The organism is Acinetobacter sp. YH12041 (assembly GCF_013419975.1).
Taxonomy (GTDB): Bacteria; Pseudomonadota; Gammaproteobacteria; order Pseudomonadales; family Moraxellaceae; genus Acinetobacter.
Window position 1 is genome coordinate 112,829 of sequence record NZ_VOZC01000002.1, and the last position, 26,223, is coordinate 139,051.

General features: G+C 41.5%; 24 protein-coding genes. 14 read left to right on the forward strand and 10 right to left on the reverse strand.

Features of this window, described 5'->3' with window-relative positions:
* Positions 1-24 precede the first annotated feature (24 nt).
* Complete coding sequence (gene carO / locus FTU00_RS02925; RefSeq protein WP_180068927.1) at positions 25-768, reverse strand: ornithine uptake porin CarO; 744 nt, start codon at positions 766-768, stop codon at positions 25-27.
* A gap of 299 nt (positions 769-1,067) precedes the next feature.
* Between carO and dapD the strand changes: the two genes are divergently transcribed.
* From dapD to FTU00_RS02950, 5 genes are all read left to right on the forward strand, one after another.
* The gene (dapD, locus tag FTU00_RS02930) at positions 1,068-1,889 is read left to right on the forward strand and encodes a 2,3,4,5-tetrahydropyridine-2,6-dicarboxylate N-succinyltransferase (RefSeq protein ID WP_004784553.1); all 822 of its coding nucleotides are present in this window, start codon (positions 1,068-1,070) and stop codon (positions 1,887-1,889) included.
* 131 nt (positions 1,890-2,020) lie between these two features.
* Positions 2,021-2,731 carry a 7-carboxy-7-deazaguanine synthase QueE gene (gene queE, locus FTU00_RS02935; protein ID WP_180179050.1) on the forward strand — a complete coding sequence of 237 codons (711 nt, stop codon included), beginning with the start codon at positions 2,021-2,023 and terminating at the stop codon, positions 2,729-2,731.
* Between the two features lie 33 nt (positions 2,732-2,764).
* Positions 2,765-3,433 carry a 7-cyano-7-deazaguanine synthase QueC gene (queC, locus tag FTU00_RS02940; RefSeq protein ID WP_034704975.1) on the forward strand — a complete coding sequence of 223 codons (669 nt, stop codon included), beginning with the start codon at positions 2,765-2,767 and terminating at the stop codon, positions 3,431-3,433.
* A gap of 27 nt (positions 3,434-3,460) precedes the next feature.
* Positions 3,461-3,922, forward strand: a complete 462-nt coding sequence (locus FTU00_RS02945) for a hypothetical protein (RefSeq protein WP_180179051.1) — start codon at positions 3,461-3,463, stop codon at positions 3,920-3,922.
* An 80-nt stretch (positions 3,923-4,002) separates the two neighbouring features.
* Positions 4,003-4,461 (forward strand): peroxiredoxin, encoded by a 459-nt coding sequence (locus tag FTU00_RS02950; protein WP_180179052.1) that lies wholly within the window; start codon positions 4,003-4,005, stop codon positions 4,459-4,461.
* Positions 4,462-4,535: 74 nt separating this feature from the next.
* Here the strand turns inward: FTU00_RS02950 and FTU00_RS02955 are convergent, their stop codons facing one another.
* On the reverse strand, positions 4,536-5,135 hold the full coding sequence (locus FTU00_RS02955) for a LysE/ArgO family amino acid transporter (RefSeq protein ID WP_180179053.1): 600 nt from the start codon (positions 5,133-5,135) through the stop codon (positions 4,536-4,538).
* A 107-nt stretch (positions 5,136-5,242) separates the two neighbouring features.
* Here FTU00_RS02955 and FTU00_RS02960 point away from each other — a divergent pair, with 107 nt between their 5' ends.
* On the forward strand, positions 5,243-6,145 hold the full coding sequence (locus FTU00_RS02960; protein WP_180179054.1) for a LysR family transcriptional regulator ArgP: 903 nt from the start codon (positions 5,243-5,245) through the stop codon (positions 6,143-6,145).
* Between the two features lie 46 nt (positions 6,146-6,191).
* Here the strand turns inward: FTU00_RS02960 and FTU00_RS02965 are convergent, their stop codons facing one another.
* Together FTU00_RS02965 and FTU00_RS02970 are read right to left on the reverse strand one after the other, a co-directional pair.
* Entirely contained in the window at positions 6,192-6,755 is a 564-nt protein-coding gene (locus tag FTU00_RS02965; RefSeq protein WP_180179055.1) for a YceI family protein, read from the reverse strand.
* 47 nt (positions 6,756-6,802) lie between these two features.
* A complete protein-coding gene (locus FTU00_RS02970; protein ID WP_004784571.1) occupies positions 6,803-7,372 on the reverse strand; it encodes a nicotinate-nicotinamide nucleotide adenylyltransferase in 570 nt (189 codons plus the stop codon).
* A 101-nt stretch (positions 7,373-7,473) separates the two neighbouring features.
* On the opposite strand from FTU00_RS02970, the gene FTU00_RS02975 reads away from it, so the two are divergent.
* The 4 genes from FTU00_RS02975 (at position 7,474) to FTU00_RS02990 (ending at position 10,854) form a co-directional block, all read left to right on the forward strand.
* Positions 7,474-8,274 (forward strand): enoyl-CoA hydratase, encoded by an 801-nt coding sequence (locus FTU00_RS02975; protein WP_180179056.1) that lies wholly within the window; start codon positions 7,474-7,476, stop codon positions 8,272-8,274.
* Between the two features lie 73 nt (positions 8,275-8,347).
* A complete protein-coding gene (locus tag FTU00_RS02980; protein ID WP_180179057.1) occupies positions 8,348-9,142 on the forward strand; it encodes a nitroreductase family protein in 795 nt (264 codons plus the stop codon).
* Positions 9,143-9,400: 258 nt separating this feature from the next.
* Positions 9,401-10,000, forward strand: coding sequence for a hypothetical protein (locus FTU00_RS02985; protein WP_257229781.1), 600 nt, complete (start codon positions 9,401-9,403; stop codon positions 9,998-10,000).
* Between the two features lie 239 nt (positions 10,001-10,239).
* On the forward strand, positions 10,240-10,854 hold the full coding sequence (locus FTU00_RS02990; RefSeq protein ID WP_180179058.1) for a hypothetical protein: 615 nt from the start codon (positions 10,240-10,242) through the stop codon (positions 10,852-10,854).
* A gap of 79 nt (positions 10,855-10,933) precedes the next feature.
* Here FTU00_RS02990 and FTU00_RS02995 read toward each other — a convergent pair whose 3' ends face one another.
* The 6 genes from FTU00_RS02995 to FTU00_RS03015 form a co-directional block, all read right to left on the reverse strand.
* Entirely contained in the window at positions 10,934-12,400 is a 1,467-nt protein-coding gene (locus FTU00_RS02995; protein WP_180179059.1) for a carotenoid oxygenase family protein, read from the reverse strand.
* Between the two features lie 140 nt (positions 12,401-12,540).
* On the reverse strand, positions 12,541-12,858 hold the full coding sequence (locus FTU00_RS03000) for an NGG1p interacting factor NIF3 (RefSeq protein WP_180016970.1): 318 nt from the start codon (positions 12,856-12,858) through the stop codon (positions 12,541-12,543).
* Between the two features lie 17 nt (positions 12,859-12,875).
* Positions 12,876-13,757 carry a LysR family transcriptional regulator gene (locus FTU00_RS03005; protein WP_180179060.1) on the reverse strand — a complete coding sequence of 294 codons (882 nt, stop codon included), beginning with the start codon at positions 13,755-13,757 and terminating at the stop codon, positions 12,876-12,878.
* A 480-nt stretch (positions 13,758-14,237) separates the two neighbouring features.
* Positions 14,238-14,363: a KGW motif small protein gene (locus FTU00_RS15540; protein WP_252719426.1), complete on the reverse strand. Its 126-nt coding sequence runs from the start codon at positions 14,361-14,363 to the stop codon at positions 14,238-14,240.
* 314 nt (positions 14,364-14,677) lie between these two features.
* Positions 14,678-18,511 carry a phosphoribosylformylglycinamidine synthase gene (purL, locus tag FTU00_RS03010; protein WP_180179091.1) on the reverse strand — a complete coding sequence of 1,278 codons (3,834 nt, stop codon included), beginning with the start codon at positions 18,509-18,511 and terminating at the stop codon, positions 14,678-14,680.
* Positions 18,512-19,062: 551 nt separating this feature from the next.
* Positions 19,063-20,706, reverse strand: a complete 1,644-nt coding sequence (locus FTU00_RS03015; protein WP_180179061.1) for an arylsulfatase — start codon at positions 20,704-20,706, stop codon at positions 19,063-19,065.
* 193 nt (positions 20,707-20,899) lie between these two features.
* Between FTU00_RS03015 and FTU00_RS03020 the strand changes: the two genes are divergently transcribed.
* From FTU00_RS03020 to FTU00_RS03035, 4 genes are all read left to right on the forward strand, one after another.
* A complete protein-coding gene (locus FTU00_RS03020; RefSeq protein ID WP_166138742.1) occupies positions 20,900-22,240 on the forward strand; it encodes a deoxyguanosinetriphosphate triphosphohydrolase in 1,341 nt (446 codons plus the stop codon).
* A 120-nt stretch (positions 22,241-22,360) separates the two neighbouring features.
* Positions 22,361-22,963: a Holliday junction branch migration protein RuvA gene (gene ruvA / locus FTU00_RS03025; RefSeq protein ID WP_168406939.1), complete on the forward strand. Its 603-nt coding sequence runs from the start codon at positions 22,361-22,363 to the stop codon at positions 22,961-22,963.
* Positions 22,964-23,198: 235 nt separating this feature from the next.
* A complete protein-coding gene (gene ruvB, locus FTU00_RS03030; RefSeq protein WP_180179062.1) occupies positions 23,199-24,200 on the forward strand; it encodes a Holliday junction branch migration DNA helicase RuvB in 1,002 nt (333 codons plus the stop codon).
* Between the two features lie 525 nt (positions 24,201-24,725).
* Positions 24,726-26,075, forward strand: a complete 1,350-nt coding sequence (locus FTU00_RS03035) for an amidohydrolase (protein ID WP_373686155.1) — start codon at positions 24,726-24,728, stop codon at positions 26,073-26,075.
* Positions 26,076-26,223: the final 148 nt, after the last annotated feature.

The following is a 26,223-nucleotide window of genomic DNA, read 5'->3' on the forward strand; positions in this document are numbered from 1 at the left end:
TTTATTAGGCTTAGCAGCTACAGCTTAGAAACGGAAGCTTACACCTAGTTTAGCCACTGGTAACCATTCGTATTTATTATCGTTACGAAGTGCATCTCGCTCATCAGCTAATGCTTGCTCTAAAGAACGACCATCTTCAGCAAGACCAACTGCTGCATATGCTTCTGGATTAGCTGTTAGATCTACTGTTGGATTACCATTGTAGTATGCGCCGATTTCACCAAATACACCCCAACGATTAGTAATTGCTGGAGAGAAACCGATACCTACATAAGGTGCAATATTATTTTTATATGATAAATCACCATTGATACGAACATCTGCACCAGTTGGGTTGCTAAAACGTGCGCCATCCACTGTGAATGAAGCATTCGTGCCTGGTCGACGTTCTAAGCTATAATCATTATCAATATAAGCGACACCTGCTGCCATATAGAACCAGTTCGCCCAAGGACGAATCTCAGCATTTAAGTAAGTCAGGTTATTGTCCATATCTAGGTCATATTTTGTACCATTGATTGATAAATCATCAGTCCAAGAAATATCACCACCATTATAACCTAGAGTAACACCTACATAAGGGTTAGCATTCCAAGAGATCGCGCCACCGTAACCGGTAGTACCGACTTCAGCACGAACGGCTGCAGGTTTAAAGAAAGAGAATTCAGCTACGCCTTCATCTGTTACAATTGTTTCATCAGCAGCCATGACAGATCCAGCTGTGGCAGCTAGAACGGATACTGCTAAAAGTTGATATAAAGCTTTCATTATTTCTCTCCTCAAAAGAACTTTTTTTTCATCAATAGTTATTCGTGATGAGCTCAATATAAAGGAGCCAATGAATATTTTTTATTCGTGTTTTGCTGAGCTTTTGTTATTTTTTGATACATATTAATTTTTCTTGTTGAATGATAAGCCTTTTTTAAACAATGTTTGTACATATCTAAAATACGAAAAGGATACTAATCACTTTACTTGCGAATTTAATTCAGGACCCTTCCTAGTTTTCCATCTTTTTAGAGCAATATAGTGTAAAATATCGGAAATTTTTTTCTGGAAGGAAGATCATGTCTCAGCTTTCAACAATCATTGAACAAGCGTTTGAAGACCGTGCGAATTTCACAGCAGCAGACTGTCCTGCTGAAATCCGTCAAGCAGTTGAGGAAGTAATTGCTGGCCTGGACAATGGTACTTTACGTGTTGCTGAAAAAATCGAAGGTGAATGGGTTGTTCATCAATGGATTAAGAAAGCGGTATTGTTATCATTTAAATTAAACGATAACAAACCAATGGAAGCTTGTGATCTTCGCTTCTACGACAAAGTAGATACTAAATTCTCTGACTGGACTGACGAGCAGTTTAAAGCTGCTGGCGTACGTGTTGTTCCTCCGGCGGTAGCGCGTAAAGGTTCTTTCCAGGCGAAAAACGTGGTACTGATGCCTTCTTATGTGAACATCGGTGCTTATGTAGATGAAGGTACGATGGTCGATACTTGGGCAACTGTAGGTTCATGTGCTCAAATTGGTAAAAATGTTCACTTGTCTGGTGGTGTAGGGATCGGTGGTGTTCTTGAACCGCTTCAAGCTAATCCAACTATTATTGAAGACAACTGTTTCATCGGTGCACGTTCTGAAATCGTTGAAGGCGTAATCGTTGAAGAAGGTTCTGTCATTTCAATGGGCGTATTCATTGGTCAATCTACCAAGATTTATGACCGTGAAACTGGCGAAATCCATTATGGCCGCGTACCTGCTGGTTCTGTTGTGGTATCAGGCAGCCTGCCATCTAAATGCGGTAAATACAGCTTATATGCAGCTGTAATCGTGAAAAAAGTAGATGCGAAAACTCGTGCTAAAACTAGCCTGAACGATCTGCTACGCGAAGACTAAGATGTCTTAACTTAGAGGGTACATTTGTGTTCCCCGGAGCTTCAACCGCTCCTCGTCTCTACTGTCAGCAATGATCGTAGGGATTTTTATTTTTATACATTGTTATTTATTTTTCAGTGGTTAATGTTGTTATGAATACGCTTCGATCTTCCGCAATTCCAGTTTCTGATCCGTCTGCGGGCTTACGCATTACGGAGATCTTCTATTCATTACAAGGTGAAGCCAATACTACAGGTTTACCGACCGTATTTATCCGCTTAACCGGCTGTCCACTGCGCTGTACCTATTGCGATACTACCTATTCTTTTGAAGGTGGCGTACGCAAATCTTTAGATGACATCATCCAGACCACGCTTGATTTTAAAACGCCTTATGTCTGTGTGACCGGTGGTGAACCATTGGCACAACCGAACGCCCTACCTCTGATGCAGCGACTTGCAGATTTAGGCTGTGAAGTCTCTTTAGAAACCAGTGGTGCGTTAGACGTGTCGAAAGTGGATGCACGGGTATCTAAAGTTCTGGATTTAAAAACGCCAACTTCAGGTGAAGTTGCACGAAATTTGCTTACAAATCTGGATCATTTAACTCAGCATGACCAGATTAAGTTTGTGATCTGTAATCGTGAAGATTATGAATGGTCAAAACAGCAGGTAGAACAGTACCAGTTGAATGAAAAAGTCAGTACGGTCTGGTTCTCCCCTGCCTTTGCAGTTGAAAAAGGAGCTACGCGCTTGCCACAATTGGCACGTGATCTGGCTCAATGGATTTTAGAAGACCATCTCCCTGTTCGTTTCCAGCTGCAGCTGCACAAGTTGTTATGGAATGATGAAACTGGTCGTTAATTTTTGTAAATTTACTATATTGGAGTATTTGTTATGCGCCCTCGTGCCATTGTATTGTTATCTGGCGGATTAGATTCAACAACCTGTCTGGCTTGGGCGCAGGCACGCTATGAATGTATCGCACTGAGTTTTATGTATGGCCAACGCTCTACTACAGAACTTGATGCAGCTCGTGCACTGGCTCAACGCTCGGGTGTAGAACATCGTGTCATCAATATTGATTTAGGTAATTTAGGTGGCTCAGCCCTTACTGATCATAGCATTGAGGTACCAGACCAATTGCAGGAAGGTATCCCGGTAACCTATGTGCCTGCACGAAATACCATCTTCTTATCTTATGCTTTGGCCGCTGCAGAAGTGTTTGGTGCCGAGGCAATTGTGATCGGGATTAATGCGGTGGATTATTCAGGTTATCCAGACTGTCGCCCGGAATTTATCGAAGCTTTTGCCAACATGGCACGCCTTGCAACCAAGGTTGGTGTCGAAGGTCAGGCCCTGAAATTTGAAACACCTTTGTTACATTTATCCAAAGCAAATATCATTCGCTTAGGCCTAGAACATGGCGTAGACTACAGTCAAACGGTATCTTGCTACCAAGCAGATGACCAAGGACGTGCGTGTGGAACATGTGACAGTTGTCGTTTACGCAAGCAAGGTTTTGCTGATGCAGGTGTTGAAGACCCGACACGTTATTACCTTTAAAATCGATCAAGGTTATAAATCCATATTATGAATATTAAAGCCAAATTACTTGCGACTAGCCTACTCTCTTTGTCTGCCCTATTTTCAACTGCATCTTTTGCAAATAATGATCAAGCTAAGGCAAAAGCAGAATTTGAGGCAATGAAAAAAGAATACACAACTGCCATGAAAAATGCTGGAAGCAGTTCAAATGTACGTGACGGTTTAATTAAAGCCTGTACTATTCCATACAAACAGGCAGTGAAGTACAAAAAACTGACTCAGTCTGATGTGAATAAGCTTTGTACATGTGAAGTAGATGCAGAAGGTAAATTGACTCAAGCTCAGAAATGGCAGATTCAAAGCACCATTAACCAGAAGAAAAACCCTGCAACTTTAGACTTTGTTAAAAAACAAAGCCAGAATGTGCAGTCTTGTGTAGGCCCACAGCTCGCAGGTAAATTAAATTCACTTGCTGCAGAAGCCAATAAAGCCGCTCAAAAGAAATAATCCTGACGGATGTTTTTCTAGAATAAGCCACTATAATGTGGCTTATTTTTTTGAAAAAATTTAGAAAAATTGGAGAGACCATGTCTGAGATCAGCTTACCTGAGCACACTTTTCCGACCACTACAGGTGAAATTAATCTGGCCCAACTGGATGCAGAATGGCTGGTGATCTATTTTTATCCTAAAGATTCGACACCTGGCTGTACCACTCAGGCAGTCGGTTTTTCTTGTTTAAAAGATCAGTTTGATGCGCTCAATACGACTATTCTGGGCGTATCACGTGATTCGGTTAAAGCGCACCAGAACTTTACTGAAAAACAGAATCTGACTATCAATCTGATCAGTGATAAAGAAGAAGTGTTATGCAAACACTTTGATGTCATTAAAGAAAAGAATATGTATGGTAAGAAAGTGATGAGCATTGAGCGCTCTACCTTCATTTTCCATAATGGCAAACTGGTCAAAGAATACCGTAAGGTGAAAGCTGCTGGCCATGCTGAACAGGTTTTAGAAGATTTGAAAGCTTTACAGGCTGCTTAAGGTGTTTCATAAAATCAAAAAGGCATGCATAGAAATATCATGCCTTTTTCTTTAGAGGTACTACAAAGAATAATTCAGTTCACTAAAGAAACTGCAATTGACCACATTACACAGCCAATGAGTACATCCAGTATTTTCCAGGCTTTTGGACGCTGAAAAATAGGTTGCAAATAACGTGCTGCATAGCCCAGTCCAAAAAAGAATACAAAGGACGCACTAATCGCTCCTAAGGCAAATTGTATCTGTGCATTGGAATATTGGGTGGAGATGGAACCAATCAAGACCAGTGCATCCAGATAAACATGCGGATTGAGCCAGGTCAGCATCAAACAAATCAGCAAAACCTTATATAAAGAAGGCACATCTTTTTGATCTGTGTCCAGACGCTGCTCATTCTTCCAGGCCTGATAAAAATGCTGAGCCCCATAGATCACCAGAAAAGTCGCACCCAGATATTTTGCCATGTTGATCCAGTGTGGATTAACCAGCATTAATTGTGAAAATCCCAAAACACCGGCAAAAATTAAAATCGCATCAGATAAGGCACAACACATACAGATCGCAAAGACATACTGCTGTTTCAAGCCCTGTTTCAATACAAAAGCATTTTGTGCACCAATGGCAATAATCAGGCTAAAGCCTACCGCCAGACCTTGTATATATGCATTTAACATTGGAATATCATGGAATTATAAAGATGAAGATCATTATCTATGTTATTCTTTTCAATTAAATATAATTAAGAAAATATCATTTAGACTAAATTTTATTTAGGTAAGCTATGCCACTTAATTCTAAAAACTGTGATGCTTTTCTGGCTGTTGCAGAAACCCAAAGTTTTGATGCTGCCGCAAAAGTATTAAATATAACGGCTTCGGCAGTCACTTTAAGAGTGCAAAATCTGGAAAGAGATTTGGGGCAAGTTTTGGTGCTACGTGAGCGTCCTTGTAAAGTGACCAATGCTGGTCAAACCTTACTGAATTATTTGCAGCATCAACGCCTGTTACAGCAGCAATTGATCCAGCAATTAAATGGTCAAAATAAAGCAGAATTTAGCTCGATTCATATCGCGGTAAATGCGGATTCACTCGCAACCTGGTTATTTCCCTGTCTGAACACTACCCTGCTTGCAGAAAAAATCACGTTGAATCTTCAGGTTGCTGTTCAAAGTGAAACTCATAAGCTTCTGGAGCAGGGCCAAGTCAATGCATGTATTAGCAGTGAAATTGAAGCCATGCCGGGCTGTAAGGCTCATTTTATTGGACAGATGCATTATAGAATGGTCGCAACACCTGCTTTTGTGCATTCCTGGTTTAAACAAGGCATTCACCGGGAATCACTGCGTAAGGCACCCGCTGTGATTTATAATGATCAGGATCATTTACATAGCCATCTACTGTTAGCTCAATTTGGCTTAAACCAGCAATGTTTTCCTTTTCACTATATTCCCTCCTCGACCGCCTTTGCGGACGCTATTTTTTCTGGATTAGGATATGGTTTGGTGCCGGATTATCAAATTGCGGACCGGATTCAAAATGGGACACTGATCGAAATACTGCCTGAATGCAGCTGTGATGTACCTTTATATTGGCATCACTGGAAACAGCAGTCTCCCGCTCTAAAACAGTTAACTAAAGTCATTCTGGAACAGGCAGAACAGTGCATGAATAGTCCAATTCAATAAACAGTTCTATGATGTCCTGCCGAATCCACAGAAATTGAATATCATATTATTGGGTTTTCCACTGTCCCATTAAATGAATATTAACTTTTTCACCCACGCCTGCAGTGGCTTTCTTCATTCCAAAATCTGAGCGATTAATTACCGTAGTGGATTTCACATTGAGTAGATTAGGATTACCCTTGTTCGGTGTCAGAGTGGTATCGAAAACTACTGGTCGAGTAGCCCCTCTTAGAGTGAGTTGACCCATGACCTGATAACGATTCGTACCATTTGGCTTAAACTGCGTACTTTTGAAATTGACTGTTTTATAGCGCGATGCATGAAACAGGTCCTCACCCATAATCATATTTGTAAGGCTAGGTTTGGAAACTTCCAGGCTATCCACCTGCATAGTGAACTCAGTAGATGACTGTTGTGGCTGATCAGGATCAAACTGCATTACGGCCTTGAACTCTTGAAAATTTCCCTTTACCACATTCAAACCCAAGGAGTTAATGCTAAAGCCGACACTACTTTGAGGCGTCAATGTCCAGCTTTTAGCATACGCAGCCGATATACACATAGCAGATAAAGCACCTGCATAAGCTATATTTTTCAGGAATAGATTCATTGTGTTCATCCTTAACAGTCAAATGAACTCACTACCTTAAAACGGTTTTAGCCCAGATTTGTTTTATCATTTAGTTCAAACTTGTTGACCAATTGTTGATAAATCTCATTATTTTTAAATTTATGTAAAAACTCACTAGTGCCTAAAGGAAAAGCTGATTCCACCACTTCACCGCGATAATACGCTTCACGTAAAGGAGTCGCTGAAATAGCACCAACCAAGCTATCCAGTTCCACCATTTCCCACTCCGGGAACAAACTTAAATAATAAGAAGATTCATCTTTAAAGTGTCCAATCAGACCAACTTTTGCTTCTGCTTCAACTACTTCAGACACCAGCGATTTCACCAGTTTTTGCCATTTTTCATCATTATAGACATCAATGACATGGACAAATTTAATCCGTTTCTGATCTGCTTCAGAAAAATTCGACAGGATCATTTCTTCACGTTCAGTGGCCAGAAATGGATTTTTAATATTGCGTTCTTGCTGTGCTGAGCCTAATGCCAGAATCACCTGCTGGCTCTGCTGCAAGGCAATTTTAATCGTTTGCATATGGGCCAGATGGAAAGGTTGAAAACGACCAATAAACACCAGGTAATCAAATTTATACTTCATAGCACATCTTACTTTTATGAACGCATCAGTTATGCCGCAGGGAAGTTTTTGCGACATAATAAGCGCCAATAAATTCATATTAATAAAGCAAGGATAGTACGATGACACTGAGCTGTATTCAACAACCGCATCAGCATTTAAATGCGAATTTAGACAATGGCGTACTGACCTTAGCCATTCACCGTCCTGAAGCAAAAAATGCGCTTTACGGCGAACTATATCTATGGATCGCACAGGCGCTGGATGAAGCAGATCAGGATAGTAGTGTGCGTGTCGTGATTCTACGTGGTCAAGACGCAGACTTTAGTGCCGGCAATGACATGCAGGACTTCATGAAGTTTATTCAGACGCCTCTGCAAGCTAAGGCTGGCGATACCCCTCCTTTTGTCCTGTTGAAGTCCGCTGCAAAATTTACCAAGCCTTTAATTGCTGCCGTTCGTGGTGTGGCGATTGGGATCGGGGTAACGATTCTGCTGCATGCTGATCTGGTTTATAGTGACAATACTGCCCTGTTCCAGATTCCATTTGTTAGCCTTGGCCTGTCGCCTGAAGGCGCTTCAAGTAAACTGTTAGTACAACAAGCTGGCTATCATAAAGCGGCTGAGTTACTGCTTACTGCACAGCGATTTAATAGTGAAAAAGCATTGGGTGCAGGTCTGGTAAATAGCATTGAAGAAGATGTCTATGCTGCTGCTGAAAAACAGGCAAAAACTCTTGCTGCTTTACCCCTGGCTTCTATTAAACAAACCAAAGCACTGATGAAGCATAATCTGGCTGAAATTATCGAATGTATTGATGATGAAGCTGAGATCTTTATGAAACGTGTGGGTTCACCTGAAATGACGGAAGCCGTTCAGGCGTTTATGCAAAAACGGAAACCTGATTTCACACAATTCAACTAATTCTGAAACTTATCTTTTAATTGAGGCAGTTTAGACTGCCTCAATCTTTTATTTTTTTGAAAGAATCTAGCTTATGACTAATAAAAACTCCCAAACGACTTCTCAAACAACCGATAGTTCAAATCCTGAAAAGAAACGTTACTACGAACCTGCACCTCAGGATATTGATGTAGACAATTTCCGAAAGGTCATCGAAAGCCGACGTTCTGTACGTAAATTCACCAAGAAGCCAATTCCTGCCGAGGTCCTCGATGCCTGTCTGGATTTGGCCTTGCTGGCACCAAACTCTTCAAACCTGCAGCCGTGGACATTTTATGTGGTGCAGAACCCATCCAAGAAAAAACGTCTGGTTAAAGCATGTATGAGCCAGCTTGCTGCTAAAACAGCTTCAGAACTGATTGTCTGTGTGGCACGTACTGACCGTGTAGATGAAATGGCTAAACTGAATATCAGCGAGTTTCCATTTCCTGAGGCGCCTCCAGCCATTAAAAAGTACTATAAGTACATTCCATACAACTACAAAACCGGTTATTTAAATGCCTTTGGTAACTTTAAGAAAGTTGCTTTCAAAGTAGCACGTACACTCGATAAACAAATGCCAGTGTCTGCATTTAGCCCTGCTGATGCGAAACTTTGGGCAAGTAAAACCACAGCATTAGCCTGTGAAAACCTGGTACTGGCTTTACGTGCTTATGGTTTTGATAGCTGTATGATGGAAGGTTTCGATGAACCAATGGTTCGTGAAATTCTGGACCTGAATGATCAGCAATATCCAGTGATGGTGATTGGTGCTGGTGAACGTGCCAAAGATGGCGTGTTCTTCCCGCAGTATCGTTTTGATCGTGAGCTGTTTATTCAGAAGGTTTAAGTTTAAAAATAGTATTTAAAGGATTTAAGAATATTAATTTACTTAATATTTGATGACATGGATGTCGCTTAATTAAGTATATTAGAAAAATCTAAATAATAATTTTATAGTTTCCTCATACAACTATTTCATAATGATTTTATTCTTATAAAGAAGCATTTAAAACAAAAAATTTTAAATCATAAATTATCTTAACTGGATCAAAGCCAATTACGGAACAGCATTAACATTTAATGCAGCAACAGGGGTTGAAGCCAAATGAAAAAATTAATGCTTTTAATGAGCTCAACTACTAGTCTAGTCCTATCAGGCTGTTCAGCTATGCCAATGAAAAATTCAATATCATTTCAGATAAATGATCACTTAAAAGGACAGGACGTTGTTTACAAAAACAACTGGCCTGAATGTAGAAACCTGACAATGACTCCAGATTTAATAAAAAATCAAAAATATATTACAACTTATAGTAGCTGTAAGGTATCTCCTGAAGGTTATGTCCCTCAACAAATTATTATTGAGTATGCCCCCTGGTTCACTTACGCAGAGCTGATAAAAAAAGGATATGGTATTCCTGAAGAACTACGTTACGCCAATGGAGAAGATGCAGCAAAAAAAAGACTAGCGATAATGAATGCAGAACAGGAGGGTATAGATAAAATTCCAGCCACAGCATGGAAACGTATTATATTAAATCCCCCTAAAGAAGTAGAGAAATATAAGAATCAGGTTCCAGAAGGCAAAGGTAATCGTAGTCGAGGTAAAGAGATTCATTACCTCATTTCCCTTAATCCCGATGGTAGCTATGATATAGAAACCAAATTGTACTGGGTCTCAAAATATCAAGAAAAGTGGAATTGATATTTTATTGTAAGTATATGGTAATGATCAGGAGACTTTAAAAACTACCCCATCTCCTGTTTAAATCCATCTTTCCTTAGATTTTTCTTATAAATAAATGAATATTTTTCTTTAAATGGAAGTGTTTATGATCAAACTCTTGAAATTTAAATAATTCAAACACAAAAATAACTAGACTGGATCAAAGTCAATTACGGGACAACACTTACTTTTAATGCAGCAACAGGGGTTGAAGCAAAATGAAAAAATTAATGCTTTTAATAAGCTCCACTACTAGTCTAGCCCTATCAGGCTGTTCAGCTATGCCAATGAAAAATTCAATATCATTTCAAATAAATGATCACTTAAAAGGACAAGACGTTGTTTACAGAAACAACTGGCCTGAATGTAGCAACTTATCAGGAACGCCAGATACGCTAAAAAGGCAGAAATATATTACAACCTATAGTCGCTGTAAGGTATCCCCCGAGGGTTATGTCCCTCAACAAATTATTATTGAATATGCGCCTTGGTTGACAATGGAACAAGTAGAAAAAATCTTAGGAGACTATCCTCAGAAAGCTTTAAGCGACATAGTTTTAGGTTTTGCTAACGAGCAACAAAAGATGGAATTGAAAATATGGAATTTAAAGCAAGAGGAACTTATAGCAAAAATCCCAGCCACTGCATGGAAACATATTATACTCACTCCACCTAAAGAAATAGAGAAATATAAGAATCAGGTTCCAGAAGGCAAAGGTAATCGTAGTCGAGGTAAAGAGATTCATTACCTCATTTCCCTTAATCCCGATGGTAGCTATGATATAGAAACCAAATTGTACTGGGTCTCAAAATATCAAGAAAAGTGGAATTGAAGATTTATTTAAGCATCTAGTAAAGTCCGTTTGATTTCACACGGACTTAAATAAACTAAAATTTTTCCTAAATATAATTTTATATTACTTTCAACTTTCGATAATCAATCCAATTACAATGAAACCCAACCGCCACTCGGACGGGTAAATAAATTGTGGCAATTGGCCCATCCTTAATATGCTGTGCATCCAAAATCACAACTTTCGAAGGGCTACAATCTAAAGCATGCACATAAGACATGAGCCAACCATCATTTTCAGCTTGTGCACCCTCTCTTTCGACGAAAATAGCCTCACCTGTGACCCAATTTTCTCCGAATGAATAACTTTCTATGGTCGTAGTTTCTAAATCATGACCCAATAAGCTATTACTGCTGACATGGTAAGGATCATCAAATTCGCCAAAGGAAATGCTATAAGCATAACGATATGGCCGCCCGGTATAAGCTTCATTAATGCGTGGGAATTCCTGTTTAACATCCGATAAGATTGTCCGCTTCACTTTCCCTGTTTTTTTTTCGAAGACAAATCGTTCTAATCTAAGATCCTGATCTTCAATTGGGCCTTGAATAGAACGCACCATTGCTTTGGAATGTACCACTGCATCCATGACCACATCCCCTGTATCCAGATCATAAGCATTCATAGTATGGAAAATAAAACAGGGATCAATGTTGTACCAGCGTATATCCTGAGCACTTCCACCAAAAGGTAACAGACCAATACGTGCCTGATGTTTCTGGTTCCATTGATATGGCAGCAATGAACCTTTTAAAGCACTCTGCACCGAGAAATTTACATTTAAGTCCAGAATTAAGACCTGAGATTCAGTAATTGCACAGTCATGTACCATCGGACCATGTTTGACTGGAATCTCAACATGATTTTTCAGTTTGCCCTTGGCATCGATATGCAGATAAAAGACTTTATTATGGGTTAGCCCATCATAACAAACCGCATGAATATCGCCGGTATCCGGATCAATATGTGGATGTGCAGTAAATGGTAAATCTGGATCATCATTCTCAAACAGATGATGGCGTTTAGATTCTAATTCACTATTTACTTCGATTGGATAAGCACCCGCTTCGACCAATGCCCAGATTTTCCCAGCAAAATTGATGATATTGGTATTTACTGGATCAGCTACACCACGACTTTTCCCCGGAATCACTGAGCGATGTAATTTCTTCTGTACACTATCCGCACCGACATATTGGCTTTTGTACCAGTGTGCTTCACCTTCTTTAAGCCGTAACGCATGAATCATCCCATCACCAGTAAACCAGTGATAAATTTTTGGATTTTTCACTGTAATGGGGTTCGGGCCAATTCGCATCAAGGCGCCATCTAATTCTTTCGGGATCTGCCCTTCTACCTTCAATTGAGTTGAAAAATGCTCCTGCCGCTGCGGTGCAAAAATACCATCCAGATATGGATTATCATGGGAATATGGAATACGGTTATGCAAGATTTCTGCACCGTATTGAATAGATTTATTCAGCGTATTTTTGAACATACTGCTCAGCGGTTTTGGCAACTGCATTGTTATATTCCTTGTTTTATTCTTTTATTTGAGTTGTTCTGACGAATTTTATAATAATAAAAGCAGGTTGGGTGTTTTTATATATAGATAGACGGCACATCAGCACTAATGCACCGTCGGTTTATATCAATTCTAAAAATTTAAACTTTTATATCTAAAAGCTGGATAAATTCAAATGCCGGTTCTTCATAAGGATGACTGTCTTTTAGAGCCTTAGCCACTTCAACCGCCTTTTCATCAGGTACAAGAATTTCGACCCGCCATTCTTCCACATTTTCCAACTGGCCAATTTCCCCAATATGAGGATCTGCGCCTTGCTGCGGCTTAAATTGTCCAGTTCCCAGCACTTGCCAGGCACAGTCGGTATATTCACCAATCCCACCCGCACCTGCTGCAAAGATGGCCTTCTTGGTTTCCTCTAGGTTTTCATCTGGTACGTAATAAATCAGTTTAAGCATATATCCCTACAAGTTTTTCAAGCATTTACCGTATTGTTAAGGGCTTCGGTAATAATATTCAATGCTGGATTTTGAGAGTTCTTGTTAAATGTTGCATATAGTTCTACCTGGGGTAAAGGTCGATCTGTCTGAATCACTTTCACTTCATCATTCAGGAAACGCAATAAATAATCGGGAGCAAAACTGAAACCCATCCCCATATTGATCAGGTTAATATGCTGTAGCACATTGGTCGCCCACAGCACCTGATCGTGCTTTAGCTGATCAAAGGACATCAAAGCATTCAGTCTTTCGTAAAATACAGGTGATGCATTCTGATCACACATAATAATCGTATGATTTTTCAGTTCTTGTAATTTCAGTATTCGATCGGTTGGGTGCAAATGCTTGGCTGCAACCAAGTGAATTTGCTCCGTCAATAAATGAATATTGTCAAAATCTGGATGATCCATCTGAAAACGGGTAATACTTAGATCTAGTTCAGCATTTTTTAGACGTTGAAGCTGTTCCAGACAGAACAGGCTATGCAGATGAATTTTCAGATATGGCATGGTCTTTTTCAACTTGGCCAAAATATGTGGCATGACTTTTAGTTCGGCAACATTCAGAAAACCAATATGAATCTGGTTATTTTTCTGCTGGGCCACCTGTCGTGCTGACGCAACGGCCAATTTGGCATTTTCTAGAGCTTTTTCTGCATAGATTAAAAAGGCCTTACCTTCATCGGTTAACTGTATTTTTCGTGAAGAACGCTCAAACAGGTTAACGCCAACTTCCTGCTCCAGATCTTTAATCTGCTGGCTTAAAGAAGGTTGAGCCGTAAACAGCTTTTCAGCAGCCCTAGTGAAACTCTGCTCCTGCGCCACGGTGATAAAATAGCGTAAATGTCGAAGTTCCATAGATTGCTCACTTCAAAAAATAGGTGCTTATCTTACGATTTAGGCCAACCTATTGAAAATATTAATAGATCAATAGCTTATACGAATACTCATATAACTATCTTCTATGCATGGCCAGACTTTGCTCCTCATACATTTATGCGTGTTTCAGGTATACACATGGTGTCTTGCATGACGCAGTATTTAATACTGATGTTCTGGTGAAGATTGGGAACAGGCAGCTGAATCTTTGAACTAACCATATCTGGATGTGATTCGGATTGCTTCTCATGATGTTATAAACCCTAGAATGGCAAGTCTGAAATTCATGAATCTGTGTAATTCTGGTTAGGCCGGTTGGTTATATCGCTTGGTATTATCAGCACAGTATTAATAATGCTTTTGATTATGTGAATACGCTGAAGGTAACGTTAAAGTAGATTCAGCTCACTGTTTAGCGATAAAAAAACCACCTTTCGGTGGCTTTTTTAAATCTGTTGATCAAGAACTCTGTAGCAAATAACTACCTACCAAGAACAGTACCTGTAGGCCAACAACAAAACCAAATAACCACCAACCTTTCTGACGTAATTCTGTTCTATCCATTATTCTGAGCATCTTAGCCATGTCACCACCTCATTCTTGAGTGTTGATACTGAACTGATCTATACCATCTTTCCTTTAAAGTGCATAAATATTGTGCATTATTTACACAATATCACTTCTATGCAGATATAAAAGCAAAATCTAAACCAGTTCAGCGGGAGAAAATTAAATAAATGTTTCAAACTGCTTAGAAAGCAAAAAGCCACCCACTGGTGGCAATTGATGAAGCTAGTCTAAACAAAAGTAAATGATTTTTCTAGTTTTACTAATTTCCCATAAGTTCAAATTATAAAAAAGGGCCGCTGCTGCGACCCTTTTTTTGAAGCTAAATCAGATTAACCAATAAATTTGCGAGCATTACGGAACATGCGTAACCATGCACCGTCCTGATCCCAGTCTTCTGGTTTCCAAGAGTGCTGGATCGCACGGAAGTTACGCTCAGGGTGTGGCATCAAGATAGTCGCACGACCATCTTTCGAAGTTACACCAGAAATCCCTTCAGGCGAACCATTCGGGTTCAGTGGATATTGCTCAGTCGCATTACCCTGGCTATCCACATAACGCATAATCACCTGATTATTGGCATTCAATGCAGCAATGTTTTCAGCCGATGCTACTACGCGACCTTCACCATGTGCCACAGCGATTGGAAGAATTGAACCTTCCATGCCTTCTAATAATACAGAGTGAGATTTCTCTACACGAACATTGACGCTACGTGCTTCAAATACTTCTGATTTGTTGCGATGGAACCGAGGCCAAGCATCTGCACCTGGAATCAGTGGAGCTAATTGTGACAGCATCTGACAACCATTACAGATCCCTAGAGAGAAGGTCTCCTGACGGTTAAAGAATTTCTCGAACTGGTCACGAAGTTGCTGATTGAACAATACTGATTTCGCCCAGCCACCACCTGCACCCAATACGTCACCGTAAGAGAAGCCACCACATGTGACCAGACCTTCGAAGTCATCCAGGCTGATACGACCAGCAAGCAAGTCACTCATGTGTACGTCAACTGTATTGAAGCCGACCTTATCAAATGCTGCTGCCATTTCCACATGACCATTTACACCCTGCTCACGCAGAATCGCCATATTTGGACGACGTGAATTAATATACGGAGCTTCGATTTGTTCATTCAGATCAAATGTCGGTTGAGCAATCAAACCTTTGTGTGCTTTGTCTGTTACTAATGCAAATTCTTGATCAGCAGTTTCTACGTTGTCACGCAGACGCTGGATTTGATGAGAAACTTCAGTCCAAGCCACTTGCAGGTCAGCACGTTCCAGTACCAGACCATTTACAGATAACTGGTCAGAGTTATTCACTGTACCCACTACAGAGATCGCATCTTTCAAAGTTGAAGCTGCGATTTCTGATTGTAGTACTTCCCAATCTGCTTTCGCGATTTGCAGAACTGCACCGATTTCTTCAGCGAACAATGCTTCAACTGATTGGTCTTCTAGCGCTACGCCTAGACGTGCAGCAAACATCATTTCCGCAACAGTTGCCAGTAAACCACCATCACCGATGTCATGGTAAGCCTTGATCAGACCACGGTTGTTCCAGTCTTGAACCAGTGCGAAGAATGCTTTGAAGTCATCAAAGCTGTCGACATCAGGAGTCACTGAACCGATAGCTTTGTATACCTGAGCCAAGATCGAACAGCCTAAACGGAACTGACCTTTAGATAGATCAATACGAACCAGTACAGATTCAATATTTTTCAGCTCAGGGGTTAATGTCTTACGAACATCAGTTACAGGTGCAAATGCAGTGATCACGCCTGACATTGGAGAAGTAACAGATTTGTCTTCGCCTTCGTCATTCCAGGTGGTACGCATTGACAATGAGTCTTTACCGACTGGAATTGCGATGCCCAGTGCAGGGCACATTTCCATACCAATGGCTTTTACACCTTCGAACAATGCTTGGTCTTCGCCCGGTTGACCTGCAGCAGCCATCCAGTTTGCAGACAGTTTGATGTCGCTGATTTGATCAATCTTCGCAGACATAATATTTGAGATCGATTCAGCAACTGATAAACGTGCAGAAGCCGCTGGGTTTAACAATGCAACTGGTGGACGTTCACCCATTGCCATTGCTTCACCTGTGTAACCGACAAGGCTGGTTGTTGTTACTGCAGCATCAGCCACAGGAACCTGCCATGGACCAACCATCTGGTCACGTGCCACCATACCGGTAATCGAGCGGTCACCAATAGTGATCAGGAATGATTTAGAAGCGACTGTTGGGTTCTTGATCACGCGATAAATCGCATCTTTCAGATCAGTCACTTTAGAGGCATCAAAGTCATCGCCTTTACGTGCAGTAGTTTCATATGAACGGCTCATACGTGGTGTTCCGCCAAGCATCACTTGCATTGGCATATCCACTGGCTTGTTGCCGAACAATGGATCTTCAACGGTTAAATGACGCGCTTCAGTTGCTTCACCCAATACCGCAAACGGACAACGTTCACGCGCACAGATCGATTCGAATAAAGGTAGAGATTCTGGACGGATCGCCAGTACATAACGCTCTTGCGCTTCGTTTGACCAGATTTCCATTGGCGACATGCCTGGCTCAAGCGATGGGATCTTACGAAGATCAAGCACCGCACCAAGCTCATGGTCATTTACCAGCTCGGGCATCGCATTCGAGATACCGCCCGCACCGACGTCATGTACAGAAACGATTGGGTTTTCATCTTCCATACGCCAGCAAGTATCAATCACTTCCTGACAACGGCGTTCCATTTCCGGGTTTTCACGTTGTACAGAAGCGAAGTCCAGGTTTTCACCCAGTTTACCGCTGTCTACAGATGATGCAGCACCACCGCCAAGGCCGATCAGCATTGCTGGACCGCCAAGCACGATCAGTAGATCGCCTGGTTGAATCGCATCTTTTTCAACGTGGTCCGGACGGATGTTACCGTAACCACCCGCGATCATGATTGGCTTATGGAAACCTTTCACTTCACCATTGACGTTTTGTTCGAAAGTACGGAAATAACCAGTCAGCGCTGGACGACCAAATTCGTTGTTAAACGCTGCGCCCCCCAATGGACCTTCAATCATGATCTGCAATGGAGATGCCATACGTGACGGTTTGCCGTAGTTTTCTTCCCAAGGCTGTTCGAAGCCAGGAATATTCAGGTTAGATACGGTGAAACCCGTTAAACCAGCTTTCGGTTTACCACCACGACCAGTCGCGCCTTCGTCACGAATCTCACCGCCTGAACCAGTTGCTGCACCGGCAAATGGTGCAATCGCTGTTGGGTGGTTGTGAGTTTCCACTTTCATCAGGATGTGTGCGGCCTGGCTCTTGTATTTATAAACGTGTTGACCGTTATCTTCTTGAGTTGGGTAAAAGCGTTGTGTGTCAAAACCAACAATCACCGATGCGTTGTCTTTATAGGCTGACAATACGTCTGTTGGTGATTCTTTATAGGTATTTTTGATCATCTGGAACAATGACAATGGTTGAACTTCACCATCAATCGTCCATTCAGAACCGAAGATTTTATGACGGCAGTGCTCTGAGTTAGCCTGCGCAAACATCATCAGTTCAATGTCGTTCGGGTTACGACCCAGTTTAGTAAATGCTTCTGTCAGGTAATCAATTTCCTGTTCAGACAGCGCAAAACCGAACTCATTATTGGCTTTTACCAATGCCTCTTTACCTTGACCCAGGATATCAATCGAGTTCAAAGGTTTTGGCGCAGTTTCAGTAAACAACACTGCAGCATCTTCAATCGCATTGAAAACACTTTCAGTCATGCGGTCATGCAAGATCTGTAATGCTTCTTTAGAAAGCTCTTTTTCGCCCTTCAAAGTAAACAAAACACCGCGTTCTAAATGATGAACCGGTGTATTACAGTTGGCAAAAATATCAGTTGCCTTTGATGACCATGGTGAAATCGTGCCGACACGCGGTGTCACTAGAATCTGGATTTCATCACTTGCAGCCTGGCGCAGTTCAAATGATTGACCATCGTTGAGAAGCTGTAAAGCGGATTGCTGTTGTTGCTCGTTGAGCGCTTGGTCAAAAAGATAAACAAATTGACTTTCTAGTGATTGAACAGAACTAATTGACGATAAACGTGTGAGTAGTTGAGCTTTCTTAAAAGAAGAATGTGCAGGTGCACCGGCAACGATAAACATGCTGATTTTGGCTCCACGGGATGATCGAGCGACCATGCCACAATGTGACTTGAGAGAGCGCATATTCTACTGTGAAATACATAAATCGGCTAGAGAGGAAATGAGAAAACTCAAGCGAAAAGCTATAGCATTTTATAAATAATGCTTTTATTTTCAGATAAAAAAATTGAATGTAGTCGCACAGCTTAACACAATTTGTTAAAGAAAAATTAAAACTAGTCAAGAATAATTCAACTTAAAAATTTTGTATTATTTTTCAACACTATTGATCATATCAAGTGGTTTAAAATTTAATCTCAATTTTTAATAAAAATGAGCCAAGAATTGACTTCTTTATTATTTCTTGATCAAAAATAGGTAGCTGCGCTGCTTTTTGCCATCTGTCTGAATGATGATCAACTATATTAAATATTCAGTCCACAGAGTAAGATTTACTTTCTATCAAAATTATTGTTCTATAAAAAACAGGCCGTTTGACCTGTTTTTTATTTTTAGTTCATTCTCACGAATATCTGTTTAGTTTTGAAATTCGATACCCTAATAAGATTAGCTCAGGCAGTTTTATTTAATAAAATTCCCCCACCTTCAATTTCTACCACACCATTTTCTCGTACATAAACTTTCCAGTCTGCCAATAGCTCCTGTAATTTTTCTGGATAACGCTCTGCCAGATCTTCTGTTTCACCGCCATCTTCTGCCAGGTTATAGAGTTGCCACTTGTTTGGGCCATTCGGTGCGGGAATAAATAAAGCCTTCCAATCCCCTTTACGTAAGGCTTTTTGTCCGAACAGCTCCCAACCCGTGACATGGTCTTCAGCATGAATATGGGCCTGCTGTTGCTGCAAATACGGCAAAATGCTTTTACCCCGTAATGGCACCAGTTCACGACCTTTATATTGCTGTCCCGGATGCTGGATATTCAGTGTTTCCAGTAAAGTCGGCAGTAGATCCATCACCGTTAAAAATTCATGACTGATGCCATTTTGGCGTGCGAAGCCCTGATGCTTGATGAATGCAGGTGTACGAATTCCACCTTCACTGGTATGTGCTTTATATAAACGAGATGGCGCTGTGGCCGCCTGTGCCCAATGCTCACCGTACCAGACATAAGAATTACCTTTACCAATATTGTCCAGACGATTGTCATAATATTTGGCAATTACGGTCTCAATATCAGGACCAAAGACTGGTAATGCTTCTAGTTGAGCGCCTTCTGCCCCATTATCCGAAAGAAAAATAATAATGGTATTGTCGTATTGATCAGTCTGTTTTAAATGTTTAATCACACGACCAACATTTTGATCTAAACGATCGACCATTGCTGCGTAGACTTCCATGGTACGCGCCGAGAACTGCTTTTCTTCATCCGTTAAGCTGTTCCAGAATTTAGTTTTCGCCAATACTGGATGAATCGTAGCATCTTCACCTACTAAACCGAGCTCTTTGATTTTGGCTAAACGCTTCTGACGTAATACTTCAGGACCTTCATCATATACGCCTTTGTATTTGGCAATATCTTCCGGATGGGCTTGCAAAGGCCAGTGTGGTGCTGAAAATGGCAAATAGGCAAAGAATGGGCGTTCTGCACGACTCTCATCATCTTGCAGATAATCCAGCAAGCGATCTGTAAAATAGTCTGAACTATAGAAGTCTTCCGGCAATGCAGTAATGTATTCATCATTTTCTGCATAGAGCCCCCGAGTTACTTTCAACAGGCCCGGAATTTCTTCTTCTGGAATATCGGGTTCAAACGCATAGTGATTGGCTGCACCCGGGAGCAAGGTAAATGACTTTTCAAAACCACGGCGTGCCGGAAAACGGTCTGGAGTTAAGCCCAGATGCCATTTTCCAGACATGATGGTGTAATAGCCTGCATCATGTAACAGTTCCGGTAGAGCCGCAACCTGATCATTTAAATACCCCTCATAACCCGGTTGGCCTTTCTGTTCAGGTCGTATGGCTTCGGCCATGGAACCCAATCCTGCCAGATGATGATCTGTACCGGAAAGCAGCATGGAACGGGTGGGTGAACAGGTCGAAGCGGTATGGAAATTAGTTAAACGTAATCCTTCCAGGGCAATCGCATCTAAATGTGGTGTCTGGATCTCTCCGCCAAATGCACCCAGATCAGAAAAGCCCAGATCATCAGCGACGATGAGTAAAATATTAGGTGGTGTAGCGTGTGCTGTCGTCATATTTGGTCTGCAAATTGATTTTATTATGGTCATAATTTGCCTGAAATTGCTGGCTCAGCCCTGTCACCAAATTGACAATCTTTCGCTGTATTTCAGCTAAGCTAATTCAAAATGACATTTCATGTCGCACTGCCCTAGTGCTTTACGCTCTTTTTTGGCATGATGCAGAAAGTAGAGAACTGAATAATGATAAATGACTCAAATGCGTTGGTTGGAACTGCTTTCGACAGTTCGGATTGGTAGTAAAAAGCAGAGTACAGAACTGGCCCGTAGCCCGTTCCACAAAGATTATGACCGTATTATTTTTTCCCAGAGCTTCCGGCAGCTCAACCGTAAAACCCAGGTGCATCCTTTAACCCAGCACGATGGTATTCATACGCGCCTGACGCATTCACTGGAAGTCTCCTGTATTGGGCGCTCGCTAGGAATGCTGGCTGCCGAGAAAATTAAAGACCAGCTTCCCCCTTGGGTGTCTCCCGCTGATGTGGGTGCCATTATTCAGGCAGCATGTCTGGCACATGATATCGGTAATCCGCCTTTTGGCCATGCCGGTGAATATGCAATTCGGGAATGGTTTGATGATGTATCACATACTGACTTCTTAAAAGATTTAAGTCCTGAACAGGAAGCAGATGTACGTCAGTTTGAAGGCAATGCCCAAGGCCTGCGGCTTCTAACCAAGATTGACTATCATCCAAATGATGGCGGCATGCGCCTGACCTATGCCACTTTGGGTGCTTATTTAAAATATCCGTGGCTGTCAAAAACCATGGCATCGCAGGTAGATTTACCTGCCAGTAGCCGTGCCAAGTTTGGCTGCTATCAGGCAGAAAAAGAGATTTTAAAGCAGATCGCGGAAGAGCTTGGATTGATCCAGCTCGGCGAGTATCGATATTGTCGTCATCCACTGACTTACTTACTCGAAGCAGCTGATGATATTTGTTATGCCCTCATTGATCTAGAAGATGGCATCAGCTTGAACATGCTCAGCTATGCTGAAGTGGAACCGGTATTTTTAAATCTGCTCGGAGATTATGGCACGCCTTCCGAGATTGGTATGCCTGACACGACCTGGCAACAGAAAATTGCTGCCCTGCGTGGCCGTGTGATGAAACGTCTGGTGAATGAAGTGACGACTGCTTTTGCACGCCATCATGACCAGATTCTGTCTGGCCAGTTACAAGGCACTTTATTGCAGTACTGTTCATCGGATATTGAAAGTGGTATTAACCGCGCCAAAGAACTGGCACGTGACAAGATTTTTGAACATCCACAGAAAGCGGGCCTAGAGATCATTGCCCATCAAAGTCTGCAAAATATTCTGGATGCCTTTATTCCGCTGACCACACCACATAAAAACCTGAGCTTTAAGGAACAGCGGTTAATGTCGATTCTGCAACGTTCAGGTGCAAACTTTAAAGACAGCCATTATGACAATATTATGCAGGTATTAGATATTATCTCGAAATTTTCGGATCATCAGGCTTATAACCTGTCACAGGAATTGCAGGGTAATAAAGCCGGATTGTTATAAAACATCTTGCTGAATTAGATGCTTATTGCAGCAAAATCACCTGTTTTGCAGAAGGAGATTTTGCCTTTCCTGAAAATGCTGACTACTATGCTGCAAAACTGAATTGAGTAATGATAAAAGATGATTGGATGCCTGATTGGTGAAGTGCTGGCGCTGGAAGCACCGACTGTATTATTAAATGTGAATGGTGTGGGTTATGAAATTGATACGCCGCTCACTACTTTTTGCCAGTTGCAAAAAGGCCAGAAAATTACCCTATGGACACATCTGGCTGTACGTGAAGATGCACAATTGCTATATGGTTTTTTAAATGCTCAGGAAAAAACCATTTTCCGCACTTTATTAAAAGTGAACGGCGTTGGCCCGAAAATGGCACTCGGCATTCTTTCAACTTTAAGTGTGGAGATGCTGATCCATACTGTTGAGAATGAAGATGTAAATACGTTGGTTAAAGTGCCTGGAGTCGGCAAGAAAACTGCTGAACGTTTGATGATTGAACTGCGCGACCGCTTTAAAGCTATGTCTGCGGGCACTGCTCCAAGCAACTCGACAGCGCCACAAATTCAGTTTATGGGCAATTCAGCCGTAGCTGAAGCTGAAGCTGCATTACAGTCTCTCGGTTATAAACCGGCTGAAGCGCAAAAACTGGTGAATGCAGCCAAAGGTGAGTTTACCGAAGCCAGTGACATCATCCGTGCTGCATTAAAGTCGATGAATAAATAAGCAATTTACCTATGAGCAAATTTTCAATCCAAAATTTGCTCGAGCTTTGGCGACATGGATGTCGCCGGTCGAGTTGAGGTACAGGAAGTACCTTCAACTCAACAAAAGATTTTTGTTACTTTTGATCTTTCAAAAGTAAGACAACGCCTACACAATGGCAGTTAAACACAAATCATTATTTGAGGCTGTTTCTGCAGCATCAAACAGCTTCGATAAAGAGATTAAGTTAATAGATATGCAAGACCGTCTCATCAGTGGTTCTGAAAAACCCGAAGATCATTTTGATCGTGCCATCCGCCCGGCTTCCCTCGATGACTATATCGGTCAGCCCGTGGTGCGTGAGCAAATGGAAATCTTTATTGGTGCTGCTCGTGGCCGTGCTGAAGCTCTCGATCATACTTTGATCTTTGGACCTCCGGGTCTGGGTAAAACGACGTTAGCGAATATTATTGCCCGTGAAATGGGTGGCAATCTCAAATCGACTTCCGGTCCAGTATTAGAACGTGCGGGCGATCTGGCAGCAATGCTGACCAATCTTGAGGAAGGTGATGTTCTGTTTATTGACGAGATTCACCGCCTGTCACCTGTGATTGAAGAAATTTTGTATCCAGCAATGGAAGACTACCAGCTGGATATCATGATTGGTGAAGGTCCTGCTGCCCGTTCGATTAAACTGGACTTACCTCCATTTACATTGGTGGCTGCAACGACACGTGCTGGTCTGCTTACCTCTCCACTACGTGACCGTTTCGGGATCGTGCAGCGTCTGGAATTCTATTCAGTCGATGACCTCACTCATATTGTGAAACGTTCTGCAAGCCTCTTGGATGTTCCAATGACCGAAGATGGCGCAAAAGAAATTGCACGTCGTTCACGTGGTACACCGCGTATTGCCAACCGTTTATTGCGTCGTGTACGTGACTATGCTCAAGTCAAAGGCACAGGTGAAGTCACTCAGGAAATGGCTCAACGTGCATTAGATATGTTGAACGTGGATAAAGATGGCTTGGATACTCTCGACCGTCGTTACCTGTCGATGTTGCTAGAACGCTTTGATGGTGGCCCGGCGGGTGTAGAAGCTTTGGCAGCAGCAATGGCAGAAGATTCAGGTACGCTGGAAGATGTGATTGAGCCTTATCTGATTCAGCAAGGTTATGTGATGCGTACTGCGCGCGGTCGTATTGCGACCAATATGGCTTATTTACAGTTTGGCATAACGCCGCCTGAGCCGAAGTAAGGGTTAAAATTCTTTTGGCTTAGCCATTTTTTATCATAAAGAAAAAGAGCTAATTGACTACTGCAATCAATTAGCTCCAAAAGCACAAACTCGAATCTTTATTATTAAGTAGTTTATTTAGCTATTATAGTTATTGCTCTTTAAGCAAATACTTAGGCTATTTCTTTTAAATTATATCAATAATAATTATGAAATAATCAAAGCAACTTTAATGCCAAAATAGTATTTAACTTAGAGAAATAGTTGAAACTTAGATAATGAAAGATTTTTAAATCAGATACAAATTCCCTTTAATAATTCTCTATTCGTTTGAATTTTTTAAATAAAATAGACCGTTAAATTTTTATAATTACATAATTTTACAGTATCTACCTCTGTAAAATTCCCTTTATCAGCAAGTACTAAAAATGAATATACCGAAAAGGTATGAAATCCATATTCAGAGGGTTTTGGTCAAATGTAGTGCATTATGTAATGCTCAGGCATCTCTTTAACTCTATTCAGATTTTTAAGGTTCTCCCTGATATGAACATGCATAAGACGCTTTCATTTTGTCTCCCTCTTTTATTTTGCAGTCAACTGGCTTTAGCAGATTGGGTAGATGATTCTGTTAAAGCAGCCGAAGCGCATACCATCAAACTACGCCAGCATATTCACCAATATCCTGAACTGGGCAATATGGAATTCAAAACCTCGGAATTAGTACAAAAAGAATTAAAGTCCTATGGTATTGAAGTACGTAAAGGCTATGCCAAAACAGGTGTGATCGGCGTTCTAAAAGGTTCAAAACCTGGCCCCGTCATGGCATTACGTGCAGATATGGATGCCTTGCCGATTCAGGAAACGGCAGCTGTACCTTTTGCCAGCAAGCAGAAAGGTATTTATCAAGGCAAGGAAACTTATGTGATGCATGCCTGCGGTCATGATGCGCATACCGCAATGCTACTAGGTGCAGCCAAAGTGCTCGCTACCAATAAAGATAAGATTGCCGGAACCGTAGTTTTTGTATTCCAGCCAGCAGAAGAAGGCGGTGCAGATATTGATAACTTTAGTCAAGGTGATCAGATCGGCTCACGTAAAATGCTGGCTGATGGCGCACTCAAGAATCCTCAGCCTGAAGTGATTTTTGGAATGCATGTGATGGCGGGTATGCCAAGCGGCAATATTTTCTATAAAGATGGTGCAATTCTCAATAGCGCGGATCATTTACGTATACAGGTAGATGGCCATCAGGTACATGGTTCAATGCCTTGGGCAGGTCGCGATCCAATTTATGCTTCTGCACAGATGATTAATAATTTACAAAGTCTGGTGAGCCGCAAAGCAGATCTGACCAAAGGCATGGGCGTGGTCAGTATTGGAAGTATTCAGGGTGGTACCACAGGAAATGTGATTCCTAATCAGGTGAATATGGTCGGTACGATTCGTTCTAACAGTGAAGATGTCCGTCAAGGCATTTTAAAAGACTTGCCGGAAATGCTGGAACACAATGCCGCAGCCAATGATGTCAAAGTCAAAGTAGAAATTGCACCCTATGCACCTGTTACCACCAATGACAAAACCTTGACCGAATTGATGCGTCCGACTCTGGCTAAGGTGAATGGTGAAAATAAACTGCATCTGCTTGATAACAATGCTAGTGCCAGTGAAGACTTTGCTTATTATGGCAAGCTGATGCCATCATTGTTTGTCTTCGTCGGTGCAACGCCAGCCGATCAGGACCCAGCCAAAGCAGCACCGAACCATAACCCGAATTTTATAGTCGATGATGCGACTTTAAAAACCGGCGTAGAAAGTCATGTCCGTTTTATACTGGATTATCCGAAAGTAGCCAATCAGGTACAAATGAGCTGGAAGCAAAATAACAAAAGCTGATTCTTAGTTCCTCAAGCATGAGTGACTGGTCTCATTCATGCTTTTACTTCGCCGTATTAATAAGCAATTGGTCGTTCCGTACTGGCTTAGCCCCTACTCCATCCAGATTTGACATCTTGTGCCATTGGTCTCAAAGCTCACAGTGCTA